This window comes from Streptomyces sp. NPDC001220 (assembly GCF_053597895.1).
The window spans coordinates 161,283-175,373 of the sequence record NZ_JBSFJE010000020.1; the positions used below are offsets into that span (position 1 = coordinate 161,283).

Sequence of the window (14,091 nt, forward strand, 5' to 3'; positions counted from 1 at the left end):
CAGGAATACGACGGGCCCTCGGCGTCTCACACCTTGCGACTAGCCGGGGCGGTGCTCCTGCGCCTTGAACTCCAGCAACCAGTGAGGATGGTTGCCCTGATTGTCCTTCGCGACGATCACGCTTGCAAAACCGGCCGCAGACGCCTTTCCCTCGAGCAGGGGAAGATTCCCCTTCCCGCAGAAGCCCAGCGTCAAGCGGCCAGAGTCAGTCAATCGGTTCGACCCCTCCGCGATGTAGCGAATATGGGTCGCATACCCAGGATCGAAAATCGAACGCTCATGCGCAGACAGTGAAGCGTCCTCTTCGATGTACACTCCCGGAGAGTTCCAGAAAATAAGATCAAAGCGGTCGTCTTTTTCGAGTGGATCGTAAAGATCCCCTCGAAGGGCCGTCAGTCCATCCTGGACGCCATGACGCCGTGCATTGATCTGGGTATTCTCGACTGCTGCCGGATTGATGTCGACAGCCGTTGCTGCACGGCAGACCTTTGTTTGAAGCGCAAGGACCGAGAAGGCGCCAGATCCGCATCCCATGTCGAGGAATCGGTTCACAGGTCCCATCGCAGCGAGCTGTTCCCAGAAGAACTCACTCGACCTGACCCGCTGCATCGGGTAGACGCTTGGGAGCAGTTTCCATGTTCTGCCAAGGAAAGGAACTTCCTGCTCCTCCCGCACCTCCCATGAGTTGACGCCGAGTCGGTCATCCGGGCCTTTGGGAGTGTCAGTTGGCATAGCTACCTCTTCCGCGTGGGTGGCAGGCCGAGTGAGGGCGGTCAGGAAGAGACGGCTTCGTTGCCGTCTGTGTCCAGGACCGATGAGCTCAACGTGCGGTCGCCCAGCGCGTACGACGCGACGTGAACACGGGTGCCGATAGGCGCGAAGCCGGCCATCGCGCCGGTCGTCATGACAACACCGGGTGGCATGGGCACGGCGTACGTCTCCGTACAACCTCCGGACGATGCGTTGAACACGGTCACCATGGTGTGGCGAGACATGCCAACCTGGTCCATGAGGCCTCCGGGAATTTCGGCGCTTCCCAGGAGACAGTTCTCATTCGTGTCATTGACGACTAGATTGGTGATCAGGTTGCGCAGCATGATCCGGGGCATCAGAGATTCACGCAGCGCGGAGTCCTCGTTGGAGATTTTCTCCTCTTCATCCGGCCGGCCCAGGCGCTCGTGTTTGAGAGTTCCGCCATGGAAGTCGTCGCCCGGAACGATGCCGTAGTCGACAATGTGCAGGTCGCCGGACTGGTGCAGCCGCTGACCGGCTTCATCGAGTCGTGTCTCGGAGATAACGCATACAAGATCACCTTCGGCGAGGAAATGCCCAAGGCTTCCACGGGCCTCGACCGCTTCACTCGTGGCGGGTACGACAAAAGTGCGAACCCGGTTCTGCAGGTTATCGCCCTGGATGCGAGCGACGATGACGGCCTCGCCGATTGCGATATCACTGGCGATCCGAAGCGCCTCCGGAAGCGCCAAACCCTCGTTTATGCCGTTCTCCGCCTTACGGTCGGGGTTGGAGCCGCCGATGTCGATCCGAAGGTTGTGAATAGCGCTGCGCTTGCAAGGCGTGATGGTTTCCATGATAGGACTCCTCCATTTGAGTCGCCGGGAAATGTAAACATGGCGGGGAATTCACATGCTCGATCTCACATGATTCAGGGCGTTATGTCCGTTGAGGCTCCAGCGGGTGGCCCATGCCGAACCAATCGACGTGATGGGTGGTAGGTCGACAATGAACCCGCTGATCGCGGCATCGCGCGTCGCTCGGTGAGCGCTCATCCAACATGGCCAGGTCACCGCGCGAAAACCCAAAAGGCGTGAGCAAAGCACACTCCTGCCGGTTGGGCCTAGGGGGCGATCGGCAGTCCTTCCGTTGTTCTTCACACTGACCAACCGAGGCAGGAGTCGTCCATCTCATTATTTCTGCAGGGCTGGGCGTCTAAACCATCCGAAACAAAGAGGTGCCCCGACAGCATGAGCGTGCAACTCCCCTGTTGAGAGCCGTAGTTGGCGATGGGCGACAAGCACCGAGCCGCCCTCAAGGTACCTGCAACTTTCCCATCCGAAAAGCCCCCAGCAGTTGAGGCAGTATGCCTACTTCGCCTGATTCCATACGGTTTATAGCGCGCAATCGGGACATTCGAGTTGGTGTCAACCGCCCTTCATCGCAAGGTTCTTAACTAGTCAAATCCGGCTTCGCGTTCCTTGACGTCAATTCGGAGCCATGGGTAGCGTGCGCGAGTCCGCATGATCGACTCTCGCTGCTGCACCGTGTCTGGCAGCGGGCATTGCGCCTGCTCTCGCGTTGGGTTGCCGACCTGGCTCAGCGAGCCAACCGCGTTGGGGTTCAGCACGTCGAAATCGCTCCTCCTAACGGCCGAGTCGTCGCGGCCGAGTGCTGTGCGCAGTCCCTAACGCATCGGCTCGGTCGGAAACGATCTGGAGCGGCGTCCTGCTGTGATCATCGCCGGGCGTGTTGCGGAACGGGGCGCGGAGCAGGGTAACTAGTAGAGCGATCTGGGAGGGGACTCGGTGACCACCGCAGAGCATCAGGGGCGACGGCGTTCAGCCGGGCTACGCAAGAATCTGGCGGTGCTGCGAATCAGCCAATTTCGCTCCCAGCTCACTGCGCAAGCAAGCTCTGAGTTCGGTAGCGCGCTGAGCCCGGTCGCCCTGTCGGTTGGCGTGCTTGAACTCACCGGTTCCAGTGGCGACGTGGGCACCCTGCTAGCGGCCCGAAGCATCCCAACCGTGCTCTTCCTTCTTGTCGGAGGCGTTGTCGCTGACCGCCTTCCTCGTCACCGCGTCATGCTGCTGAGCAACCTCGTATGTGCAGTGGCGCAGCTCGTCGTCGGAACCATGTTGATCACGGGTTTCTTCAACCTGGCGATCGCTGCCTGCTCCCAGTTCGCCACGGGTACGGCGCTGGCCTTCTACTTTCCAAGCGTCAACGGGCTGACTGCGCAGACCGTGCCGGCCGAGCAGCGGCAACAAGCCAACGCTCTGCTGTCGTTGAGTAGGAGCGTCTCGCTCAGCATCGGGCCGATGCTGGCCAGTCTGCTCGTGATCGGCGGCCTGGCGGGGGTCGCGCTTGTCTTCGATGCACTGACATTCATCGTCAGCGCTGTCCTGCTGACGAGGCTGCGTGATCTTCCACCTGTTGCCGTCGGCAAAGGCCGGAAGGGCTTCGTCCGCGAACTGCGTGAGGGATTCGGCGAGGTTGTCGGCCGCTCATGGATTTGGTCGGGGATCACTTCGTTCATGATCGGTAACCTGACGGTTGCACTCCTCCTCGTGTTGGGCCCGGTCACGACGTTGGCGGAGGGACGAGGCCCAGCAGCATGGGGGGCGGTCGTCTCGGCCATCAGCATCGGCATGATCATCGGTGACCTTCTGGCGGTACGCACCACGGTCCACAAGCCGCTCGTCGTCTCAAAGTTTGTCGAGATGTTGCAGGCCGGCCTGCCCATCGCCATGGCAATCAGCGCACCGACGCCTGTAATTGTGGTCGCGGCTATCCCCTTTGGTATCGCCGTTTCGTTCCCCGATTCGCTCTGGCACACTACATTGCAAACTCATCTCAAGCCGACGGTCGTGGCGCGAGTCTCGTCCTACGACTGGTTGGGCTCCATCGCGTTGCGCCCCTTCGGCTACTTGTTTGCAGTTGCGCTCCTCGAAGGGCTGGGTGGAAGAGAGACGTTCACCCTGATCGCGATCACCGTCGTGGTTGTGCGGTTTGCGTGCGTCTTCGCGTCCCGATTGCCGGCAGAGCCGAAGGCAGGCTCAACGCAGGCTGAGTCTTAGCTTGGCTCCGCCAGGGAGAGTTTGCCAGTGCGGCAGCAAGATCAACGGGCATGCTCGGGTAGTTCCGCCGATCTATGCAGCTTGCGAGGCCCGTTGTCCCTTCGCCACCGTTCGGGTGAGCAGGTCCCGTCTCTGACTGGCAGATTGCCCGGGCGAGCAACTCGGGCGGCACGACGGCGATATGGGTGCGTGACCGGCTCGATGGGCTGGGGTGGACGTGCACCACCTCGTACGGATGAGAGTGCGCCATTGTTGATGCACTGAGGGACTGGTGCCGGGAGTCGGGTCTGTGTAGCGAACGGTGGAACTCGGTCGGTTTTGTTCAGCGGCGTCCGGCGGTGAGCCGGCCGTCGAAGGTGATGTCGAAGGCTTGGAGTGCGGCCTTCCAGCGCATGGTCCAGCGTTTGCGTCCGGTGCCGGTCGGGTCCAGGCTCACGACGGCCAGGTAGACGCACTTGAGGGCGGCCTGGTCAGTGGGGAAGTGCCCCCGGGCCCGGACGGCCTTGCGGATCCGTGCGTTGATGCTCTCAATCGCGTTGGTAGTGCAGACGATCTTGCGGATCTCCACGTCGAACCGGAGGAAGGGCACGAACTCCGCCCAGGCCGCCTCCCAGAGCCGGACGATCGCCGGATACTTCCCGCCCCAGGCATCGGTGAACTCCACGAACCGCTCCAGCGCGGCCTCCTCGGTCGGCGCGGTGTAGACGGGCCTGAGCGCCTTCGCGATCTTCTCCCAGTCCTGCCGGGCCGCGTAACGGAAGCTGTTCCTCAGCAGGTGAACGACACAGGTCTGGACGATCGTCGCAGGCCAGACGGTATTCACGGCGTCCGGGAGGCCGGTCAGGCCGTCGCAGACCAGCATCAGGACATCGGCCGCGCCGCGGTTCTTGATCTCGGTCAGGACCTGCTACCAGTACTTCGCGCCCTCCCCGCCGTCACCGATCCACAGGCCCAGGGTGTCCCGGTGTCCCTCGGCGGTGACCGCGACCGCCATGTAGACGGGCCGGTTGGCGACCTGCCCGTCCCTGACCTTCACGTTCACACAGTCGATGAAGACGACCGGATAGACGCTGTCCAGCGGACGGTTCTGCCATTCCGTCATGCCGGCCATCACGCTGTCGGTGATCGTGGAGATCATGGACTTGGAAACTTCCGCGCCGTACACCTCCGCGAGATGCGCGGAGATCTCCCCGTGCGTGAGCCCTTTCGCCGACAGAGACAGGACCATCTAATAGCTCGTCGGTGGGCCCGTGCGTGAGAGTGCAAGGGCTCCCGACCCGTGCGATGCAGGCCTACCGCCGTTCCGGGACGAAGATCCCCAGGGCTAGACCGGCCACATCCACGGCGGCGTCGCCTGGCGGAGGCCTGAGGACCATTCGGGACGTGATCCCCGAGACGAGACAGACCCTGCCCGGCGCCGCTTGCTGCGGCGGTTTCATGTCCTCAGCCCGCCGACAGGGGCCGACCTCTCAGACGTTCGCGAGCCGAGAGCTCTCCAGTAGACCGAGGTCCCTGCCGGTCGCTGGAGACACGAACGGCTCATGAGATGGCGTGCCACGAGCACTTCTATTAGAGCGCCGCGTGCTCCGCACGGACTCGCGCACATGCGCCGACGAGCGAGGAGAGAGGGAACGATGACCAGGATGTTCTGCGGCATCGACTGGGCGGAGAGCCACCACGACATAGCGCTGGTCGACGAGGCCGGCGACCAGGTGGCCAAACTGCGGATCAGCGACGACAGTGCAGGCTTCCACGCCCTGCTGGAACTGCTGGCTCGCCACGGCGACTGCCCCGAGGATCCAATCCCCGTGGCAATCGAGACGCCCCGGGGCCTGCTGGTCGCCTGCCTGCGCGCCACCGGCCGCAAGGTCTATGCGATCAACCCGCTGGCCGCGGCCCGCTACCGGGACCGCGGCAGCGTCTCCCGCGCGAAGTCTGACGCCGCCGACGCCCGCGTCCTGGCCAACATCCTGCGTACCGACATCAGGACTCACCGCCCGCTGCCCGCCGACAGCGAGCTCGGCCAGGCCATCGCCGTGCTCGCCCGCGCCCACCAGGACGCGATCTGGGACAAGGGACAGCTGGTCAACCGGCTCCGCTCCCACCTGCGCGAGTACTACCCGGCCGCGCTCATGGCCTTCCACGGCAGCGGCAAGCTTGGCCTGGACTCCGCTCATGCCCGCGCTGTGCTGGCCGCGGCACCAACCCCGGCCGACGCTGCCAAGCTCACCCGAAGCCAGTTCCGCGCGCTGCTGAACCGGGCCGGCCGCCTACGCCGCTCGCTCGACGAGGAGGTCGAACGCCTGCGGGAGGTCTTCCGTTCGGAGCAGATGCGGCAGCTGCCGCTGGTAGAGCAGGCCATGGGCCACCAAACCACGGCCCTCCTGCAGCAGCTCAATGCCGCCTGCAGGAGCGGCGACGACCTCGCCGACGCCACCGAGGCAGCCTTCCTGTCCCACCCGGACGCTCAGATCATCACTAGCCTGCCTGGCCTGTCGGTCATGTCCGGTGCGCGGGTGCTGGCCGAGATCGGCGACGACCGCACGCGCTTCACCGATGCCAAGGCCCTCAAGGCCTACGCCGGCGCCGCACCGGTGACGCGTGCTTCAGGTCGTAGCCGCGTCGTGGTCGCTCGCACCGTCAAGAACCGGCGTCTGGCCGCCGTCGGCTACATGTGGGCCTTCGCTGCCCTGCGATCGGCAGAGCCACGTACCCACTACGACCGCCGCCGGGACACCGGTGAGCGACACACCGCAGCCCTCCGGAACCTGTTCAACAAGCTCCTGGGCTGCCTCTACCACTGCTTGCAGGCGCGCACGCTCTACGACCCCGAGCGCGCTTTCGGACGCTCCCTCGCGCTGGCCGCATAGCGACCCGTTCGACCTGCACGACGCACCTGCCCGCGTCGTTGACGAGCGCGCGGTCAGCAGACCCACGGCCCAGGAAGCTCAGCACGAATGGTTTCGAGATCGGCAGGCGTGCGACCACGCACGTGAATCCACGACTGGTCCTCGATGCCGTCCCGGCGCATCAGCCGACCCGGAGCCGCGTACCAGCGCACCGGCGAGTCGTCCTTGCTCGCCCACATGGGATGGTCAGGCAGGTCCACCCGCGCATAGCGAGCGTGGAGGCTCGGCACCAGCGCGTCCGGGAGCTCGCAGGCGTCGGAGTGGCTGTCCGCCCCGAAGAGCGACTCGCTCAGCACGAGTTCCACCCAGGCCAAGGACATCCGATCGAGGAAGGGAATCCAGCCCTCGCGTGCTTCCACCACCACCGGCGGATCCTCCTGCTCGATCGCGTCCAGCGGAATCCCCCAGTACGCGCAGTCCTGGTTCTCGCGCCGGAAGATCAGAACACCGTTCAAGGCGTCATCGACGTAGAGCTCAGTCGGCCGGACCAGAGGGTCCTGCTGTCGGGTCAGGTCGTCCCGTCGGCCGAAGAGCTCAAACCCCTCACGCAGGGCAGCAGGAAGCTCGAAGCCCAGATCAGCCTCCGCAGCCGCCAACTCCTGCTCGGCGCACCCGTCTTCCAACCGCAGGGGGCAACCCATCCATGCATCGGCGTACCAGCGCACGAAGTCCCACGCTTGCGAGCGAGTTTGCACCCCGCCTCGCAGCACCACCGACACGTCAAGGCCATCCAGCATGCCGGGGACGTTACCGCCTCTCTCGACCTCCCGACCGCGCGGGAGGTACGAGCCGCCCAGCCTCGTGCTCGTTCACGGATCGACTTGACCCGCCAACGACATGAGATGTCTCGTCCACGCCGCCCAGACGCCGCTGCCGCTTCCTGACCAGCTGCGGTTCGAACGATCCGGCCCTGTCCCGCGGCACCGCGATCTCGACCGGCCCCGACTCGGTGATCACCGTCTTGGACCGGTGCCCGTTACGGTAGTTCTCCCGACCGCCCTCGGCCCGCTCACCGGGCTCGTGCCCCAGATAATCAGTGAGCTCACCCTCCAGCGCGGACTCCAGCACCCGCTTGGTCAGCTGCTGCAGGAGGCCGCCCTCCCCGGTGAGCTTCACGCCACCGGCCTGAGCCCGGGCAACCAACTCGGCGACCAGCCCGTCATCCACGGCGCCTGTCCCGCTCGCAGCGGCCTTCCCGGCCTCGGTATCACTCGTCACGTCAGTCATCAACTGTCGCTTCCAGCTCGGGAGTTACACCACTCACCGTACAGACCCGGTTTCACGATGCACGGGTCTCATTGAGTGCCGGGTCGCTTGCGACCGCCTCCAGCGCTTGGCCGAGCAGCCTGAGTCCGATCTTCACATGCTCCTCGGTGATGACGAGTGGTGGCGAGATGCGAATTGACTGGTCTCCGCAGTCCAGCACGAGCAGGCCTCGTTCAAATGTCTCACGCTGTACTGCGGCTGCGATTGCGGGAGTTGCGTATTCCGTGCCGATCATGAGGCCGACGCCTCGCACATCGACCAACAGCGAGCTGAACTGCCGTTGCAGGTCTCGCAGACCGGCGAGGATCAACTTGCCCTGTTTGGTGGCGTTGTCGAGAAGCCCTTCACTGCGGATGACCTCAAGCGTGGCCAGCCCTGCCGCGCATGGCACCGGACTGCCTCCATAGGTCGACCCGTGAGCACCGGCGGGCCAGCGCTCCATAAGCTCTGCGCGTGCCACAATCGCGCCGAGAGGAAGCCCGGAAGCAAGGCCCTTGGCACTGATTAGAATGTCGGGACGCACGCCGGTGTGCTCTATCGCCCACAGCTTTCCCGTCCGCCCCGCGCCGGATTGCACCTCGTCGGCGACCAACAGGATGCCGTGCCGGTCGCACAGTTCCCGCAGCCGTACCATCCAATCTTTAGGGGGGACGATGTACCCCCCCTCCCCCTGGATGGGTTCGACGAAGACGGCGGCGACCTCGGACGGAGGGGTTACGTATCGGAACAGGGTGTGTTCCAGGTAATCGAATGTGTGGTCGGCGTCGTAGTCCAGTTCTCTGGTAACCGGGTGACGTTCTCGTTGCGCGTAGGGCGCGTGCAGAACACCAGGAAGTAGCGGACCGAACCCGGCGTGATACTTCGCCTTAGACGCGGTCAGGCTCACCGCGCCATAGCTGCGTCCGTGGAACGAGCCGAAGAAGCTGATCACGTAGGGGCGTCCTGTGGCATTGCGCGCCACCTTCAGAGCGCCCTCTACCGCTTCCGTGCCTGAGTTGGCAAGGAATACTCGGACTGGACCATCGATCGGTGCGCTCTCGGCCAGCGCTTTGCACATCTCGGAGTAAATAGGCAGGTAGAAATCACTGGCGGAATAGTGCAGAAGCTTCTCAGCCTGGCGCTGGACCGCAGCCACCACAGTGGGGTGTGCGTGGCCGGTGGAGTTGACGGCGATGCCTGCGTTGAAGTCGAGAAACAAGTTGCCGTCCGCGTCCTCGAGTACCGATCCGTACCCGCGCTGCGGTACGAAAGGGTAAGCACGGGGCAGCGATTTGCTGGTTACTGCCAGGTCTTCCTCACAGATCTTGCTGGCCACCGGGCCGGGCAGCTGGGTGCGGATGTCCGGAACCGTTCGGTCTGCCAGCCAATCGGGAGTCGGGCTCTGCGCCGTCGTAGTCATGAAACCACCGTTCTAGATTGTTCCCGCATGAAGAGCTGTACGTACTCGAGACCGCCACCGGCCTTACCAGAACTACCCGACCCCTTCCAGCCCCCAAATGGCTGTACGCCCGGCCAGGCACCGGTGGTTGCTCCTGCGGCACGGTTTACATAGACCACCCCGGCCTCGATGTTCTCCAGGAAGTGGCTCACCTCCGCTTCATCGGTGGAGAAGAAGCCCGCGCTGAGCCCGAAGTCGCTTTTGTTGGCCAGAGCGAGGGCCTCGTCGAGGGTATCCACCGGCGTGATAGCGACGAACGGAAGAAACAGTTCGTCACGCAGCAATGGGTCACCTACGGGCAGGTCCGCAACCACTGTCGGTTGCACATAGTGACCAGGTGTTGCGGTACGGTGCAGTCCGCCGCCTGCCACAATCCTGCCCCTGTCGCGGGCAGCGGAGGCGGATTCCGTGAAACGCTCGAGGGCCTGGGCGTCGATCACTGGGCCCATGAAGACGGAGCGATCGGTGGGATCGCCGACAACTACATTGCGGGCCCGCTCAGCCAGCTTCTCCAGGAAGATGTCGTAGACTTGGCGCTGGACGTAGACCCGCGAACAGGACGAGCATTTCTGTCCGGTGAAGCCGAATGCGGAGCGGGCGATGCCGTCGGCAGCAGTGTCCAGGTCAGCTCGCTCCGACACGATCGCCGGATTCTTGCCTCCCATTTCGCATATCACTGGCTTTGGATACGCCGGAGAGAACGCGCGATGAATCTCCATCCCGACCGCGTGCGAACCGGTGAAGGTCAAGCCATCGACGTCAGGGTGGTTCACGATTGCGGCACCCACCTCGTCGCCACCGGGAAGCACGTGAAAGGCGCCCGAGGGTATCCCGGCGTCGCGCAGACACTCATGGAGCTTGACGGCGCTGTACGAGGCCTGCGGGCTGGGCTTGAGCACGACTGTGTTTCCTGCCGCCAGCGCGGCACCCACGGGGCCGGCGGCCAGCGCCATGGGAAAGTTGAAGGGGCTGACAACTCCCCAGATTCCGTACGGTCGCAGGACGCTGGTGGTGCATTCTTTGTCAGAGAACGAGTCCATGGCCCTCACGAACCCATCGTTGTTCTCCATCTGCGTGCAGTAGTAGCGGATCAGATCTGCGGCTTCCTCCACATCGCCGAGCGCTTCCAGGCGATTCTTTCCGACTTCCAGCGTGACCAACGCAGCCAGTTGGGAGGCGCGTTCGCTGATCAGGTCCGCCGCCAGCCGAAGAAGGGCGATTCGCTCTTGCCACGGTGTGCTCCGCCACGGCGCAGCGGCGGCTCTTGCATGCGCGAGGGCGTCTCCAATGTCCGCAGGGGTCGCCGAATGCACGACACACACCTTCAGGGTTGAGTCCACAGGGCTCGTCACGTCGAACGTCGCGCCCGTCGTCCGGGCTTCGCCATTCACATAAGCAGGCACGGTCGCGCCGCACCACGCCCGAGCGACCTCTAGCCCTGCCTCGTATTCTGTGTGCAGCTGTTCATTGTCCGCAGATAGCGTCGCGTATGTAACGCGAAATCTCTCCGCCACCGACCTCACTCCTCATCAATCGTCAGCGTTCAGCAACTCAGCTACTGCGACGGCTTGTTGACTGTCGGCTACTCATGCCGCATCTCGACCCACCAAGGGGACACCCCCGCGCGACCTCCCGTCAATAACCCAGCCATTTGCTACCGCGTAGCGTTAGTTACGCGACAACGCCACATATGACCGGATCGCCCAGACGGAGGGGGTGGGGGACGTATGACGAATCTCACCGCACGAACGCGTCTCGACTGATGGGTGATTCGGTGCAACCCGTACCGACTCGCGACAAGTTTCCCGTGCATGGTCACGACTTGCAGCCCTTGATCGAAAGCGCGCTGCGAGCCGAGAGTAGGATCACCTGGCAGCAAGAGCTTCAGGTCTACGCGAGGGAGGGACTGATGTACCGCACTAGCCCGCAACCCTACGTATACCGCCGTCAAGAACTCAGCGAACCCGACTGGACCCGCCTTCCGGGCTGGCGGCACATCACGCGTGCCGAGTGGGAGTCGGCACAGTGGCAACGCGCCCACTGCGTCAAGAACGCCCGTCAACTGATGGATGTCCTGGGCGACTTGGTAGACGATCGTTTCTACGCAGACCTTGAGCGCGATCAAACACAAAATGCAACCATGTCACTGCTGGTGACGCCTCAAATGCTCAACACGATGGTGCCCGACAAGGCCCCGGACACGGACACGTTCTACGCCGACCCCATACGCCGGTACATGTTGCCCGTGGCCTCTGACCGGCATCCGCGCTGGCCTTCTCACCCCCTGGCGAGTCGAGACTCACTGCACGAACAGGATATGTGGGTCACCGAAGGCCTTACACATCGCTACCCGACGAAAGTTCTCGCGGAGTTACTCTCCACCTGCCCTCAGTACTGTGGTCACTGCACCCGGATGGATTTGGTGGGCAACTCCACCCCATCGGTGGAGAAGCTGCGTCTGACACGCAAACCCATTGAGCGCGGTGAGGCCATCCTCGCCTACTTGCGGACACATCCCGGCGTTCGGGACATCGTTGTCTCCGGCGGCGACGTAGGTAACATCCCCTGGCGCACGCTGGAAACATTCCTGATGCAGGTGCTGGAAATAGACACCGTCCGCGACATCCGGCTTGCGACGAAGGCACTGGCAGGCTTGCCTCAGCACTGGCTTCAGCCGGTCGTTACCGAAGGATTGGAACGGGTGGCTCGCGTGGCGGCGCGGCGCGGGGTCAACCTTGCCATCCACACCCACGTTAACCACGCGCAATCACTCACGCCTCTTGTGGCTCGAGCCGCCAGAGTGGCACTCGATACCGGTGTGCGGGATGTACGCAATCAGGGCGTGTTGTTGCGCGGCGTCAACGCAACTATGGAGGACCTGCTCGATTTGTGCTTCGGCCTGCAGGGAGAGGCAAACATACTCCCCTACTACTTCTATCTCTGCGACATGATCCCCAATGCCGAGCACTGGCGGACAGCGGTGTGGCAGGCGGAACGACTCCAGCACGACATCATGGGATATCTACCCGGCTACGCCACGCCCCGAATTGTGTGCGACGTGCCCATGGTCGGCAAGCGGTGGGTGCACATGGTCACGGAGTACGATCGAGAACGCGGCGTCACCTACTGGACGAAGAACTATCGCACTCCGCTGGAGCACGACGATCCGGATACCCTCACCCGCCGCCACCCCTACTACGACCCGATTGACACACTCCCGCCCGAGGGTCAGGAGTATTGGCTCAGGGAGTCGAGATCGGCGTGAGGCTCGGACTCCGGGCCGAGATGACGTCCAGCCCATGCGAACTGTCTGCTGCGCACGTCCCATATCAGCACGTGAAGCAGGCCATCTGCGGCCCATCGTGACGGCTTGATCGCTGCTCACGGCGCGGCGCCGTGAGCAGCGATCTCGTTAGCCGGCCAGGCAGGACGGCCCGAGCAGCACCTTCAGGTCGCCGAACAGCGCCGGAGACGGCTGCACCCGGTGCCGGTCCAGGCGCAGGACCGTCGTCTTGTGGGGACCGCGCACCTTGATCCGGACCTCGCTGTCGCCCTTGTGGTGGCTGAGGATCTCGCCGAGCCGGCTGACCATCGGCGGGGTGACCCGGGTCGCCGGGATGGTCAGGATCACGGGCGCGTTGGCACCGGCGTTGGACAGGTCCGGGACCGTCAGCTCCATGCCGACCAGCCGCGGCACGTCCTCGCGCTTGTCGAGCCGCCCCTTGACGAACACCACGGCGTCCTCGACGAGTTGGGTCGAGATCAGCTGGTAGCTCGCCGGGAAGAACATGCACTCGATGGAGCCCGCGAGGTCCTCCACGGTGGCGATCGCCCAGGCGTTGCCCTGCTTGGTCATCTTGCGCTGGAGACCCGAGATGATGCCGCCGATCGTCACCACCGCGCCGTCGGCGTGCTCACCGCCGGTCAGCTGGGCGATGCCCGCGTCGGCCTTGTCCGAGAGCACGTGCTCCAGGCCGAACAGCGGGTGGTCGGAGACGTACAGACCGAGCATCTCCCGCTCCTGGGCGAGCAGATAGGTCTTGTCCCACTCCTCGTCGGTGAAGACGACGTCCAGGCCGAAGCCGGGCTCGTCGCTCTCCTCCTCGCCCATCCCGCCGAACAGGTCGAACTGCCCCTCGGCCTCCTTGCGCTTGACCGCGACCACGTTGTCGATCATCGAGTCGAAGTGCGCGGTGAGGCCCTTGCGGGTGTGCCCCAGGGAGTCGAAGGCGCCCGCCTTGATCAGCGATTCCGTGGTGCGCTTGTTGCACGCGACCGCCTCGACCTTGTCGAGGTAGTCGGGGAAGGAGCTGTACTTGCCCTTGGCCTTGCGGCTCCGGATGATCGACTCCACCACGTTCGTACCGACGTTGCGGACGGCCTCCAGGCCGAACAGGATCACGTCGTCGCCCTGCGCGGCGAAGTTGTGCACCGACTCGTTCACGTTCGGCGGGAGCACCTTGATGCCCATGCGCCGGCACTCGTTGAGGTAGACCGCCGACTTGTCCTTGTCGTCCTTGACCGAGGTGAGCAGGCCCGCCATGTACTCGGCGGGGTGGTTCGCCTTCAGGTAGGCGGTCCAGTACGAGACCAGGCCGTACGCGGCGGAGTGCGCCTTGTTGAACGCGTATCCGGCGAACGGGACCAGCACGTCCCACAGCGCCTG

Annotated in this window: 9 protein-coding genes and 2 pseudogenes; 3 read left to right on the top strand and 8 right to left on the bottom strand. The window is 64.0% G+C overall.

Annotated elements, in window-relative coordinates; genetic code table 11:
- Positions 1–39: 39 nt before the first annotated feature.
- Both ACWDGI_RS37380 and ACWDGI_RS37385 read right to left on the bottom strand, forming a co-directional pair.
- The gene (locus ACWDGI_RS37380) at positions 40–732 is read right to left on the bottom strand and encodes a methyltransferase (protein ID WP_450766912.1); all 693 of its coding nucleotides are present in this window, start codon (positions 730–732) and stop codon (positions 40–42) included.
- Positions 733–773: 41 nt separating this feature from the next.
- The gene (locus tag ACWDGI_RS37385) at positions 774–1,589 is read right to left on the bottom strand and encodes an aspartate 1-decarboxylase (protein ID WP_450766914.1); all 816 of its coding nucleotides are present in this window, start codon (positions 1,587–1,589) and stop codon (positions 774–776) included.
- A gap of 951 nt (positions 1,590–2,540) precedes the next feature.
- Between ACWDGI_RS37385 and ACWDGI_RS37390 the strand changes: the two genes are divergently transcribed.
- The gene (locus tag ACWDGI_RS37390) at positions 2,541–3,812 is read left to right on the top strand and encodes an MFS transporter (protein WP_450766916.1); all 1,272 of its coding nucleotides are present in this window, start codon (positions 2,541–2,543) and stop codon (positions 3,810–3,812) included.
- A 322-nt stretch (positions 3,813–4,134) separates the two neighbouring features.
- Here the strand turns inward: ACWDGI_RS37390 and ACWDGI_RS37395 are convergent.
- Positions 4,135–5,040 (bottom strand): annotated as a pseudogene (locus ACWDGI_RS37395) (IS256 family transposase); the annotation flags it as partial.
- A gap of 406 nt (positions 5,041–5,446) precedes the next feature.
- On the opposite strand from ACWDGI_RS37395, the gene ACWDGI_RS37400 reads away from it, so the two are divergent.
- Positions 5,447–6,682, top strand: a complete 1,236-nt coding sequence (locus ACWDGI_RS37400; RefSeq protein WP_450766918.1) for an IS110 family transposase — start codon at positions 5,447–5,449, stop codon at positions 6,680–6,682.
- Between the two features lie 53 nt (positions 6,683–6,735).
- On the opposite strand, the gene ACWDGI_RS37405 is transcribed toward ACWDGI_RS37400, so the two are convergent.
- From ACWDGI_RS37405 to ACWDGI_RS37420, 4 genes and pseudogenes are all read right to left on the bottom strand, one after another.
- Positions 6,736–7,458, bottom strand: coding sequence for an SMI1/KNR4 family protein (locus ACWDGI_RS37405; RefSeq protein WP_450766920.1), 723 nt, complete (start codon positions 7,456–7,458; stop codon positions 6,736–6,738).
- Between the two features lie 109 nt (positions 7,459–7,567).
- Positions 7,568–7,948 (bottom strand): annotated as a pseudogene (locus ACWDGI_RS37410) (transposase); the annotation flags it as partial.
- A gap of 52 nt (positions 7,949–8,000) precedes the next feature.
- Positions 8,001–9,386, bottom strand: a complete 1,386-nt coding sequence (locus ACWDGI_RS37415; protein WP_450766922.1) for an acetyl ornithine aminotransferase family protein — start codon at positions 9,384–9,386, stop codon at positions 8,001–8,003.
- Entirely contained in the window at positions 9,383–10,828 is a 1,446-nt protein-coding gene (locus ACWDGI_RS37420) for an aldehyde dehydrogenase family protein (protein ID WP_450766924.1), read from the bottom strand. The genes ACWDGI_RS37415 and ACWDGI_RS37420 overlap by 4 nt, the downstream gene beginning before the upstream one ends.
- 419 nt (positions 10,829–11,247) lie before the next feature.
- Between ACWDGI_RS37420 and ACWDGI_RS37425 the strand changes: the two genes are divergently transcribed.
- Positions 11,248–12,690 (top strand): KamA family radical SAM protein, encoded by a 1,443-nt coding sequence (locus tag ACWDGI_RS37425; RefSeq protein WP_450766926.1) that lies wholly within the window; start codon positions 11,248–11,250, stop codon positions 12,688–12,690.
- A gap of 147 nt (positions 12,691–12,837) precedes the next feature.
- Here ACWDGI_RS37425 and ACWDGI_RS37430 read toward each other — a convergent pair.
- Positions 12,838–14,091: helix-hairpin-helix domain-containing protein (locus ACWDGI_RS37430; RefSeq protein ID WP_450766928.1), on the bottom strand; the 1,254-nt coding region annotated here is incomplete at its 5' end.

Coding starts and splice junctions, on each gene's coding strand:
- ACWDGI_RS37380 (WP_450766912.1), bottom strand. CDS start 732: ATGCCAACTGACACTCCCAAAGGCCCGGATGACCGACTCGGCGTCAAC.
- ACWDGI_RS37385 (WP_450766914.1), bottom strand. CDS start 1,589: ATGGAAACCATCACGCCTTGCAAGCGCAGCGCTATTCACAACCTTCGG.
- ACWDGI_RS37400 (WP_450766918.1), top strand. CDS start 5,447: ATGACCAGGATGTTCTGCGGCATCGACTGGGCGGAGAGCCACCACGAC.
- ACWDGI_RS37405 (WP_450766920.1), bottom strand. CDS start 7,458: ATGCTGGATGGCCTTGACGTGTCGGTGGTGCTGCGAGGCGGGGTGCAA.
- ACWDGI_RS37415 (WP_450766922.1), bottom strand. CDS start 9,386: ATGACTACGACGGCGCAGAGCCCGACTCCCGATTGGCTGGCAGACCGA.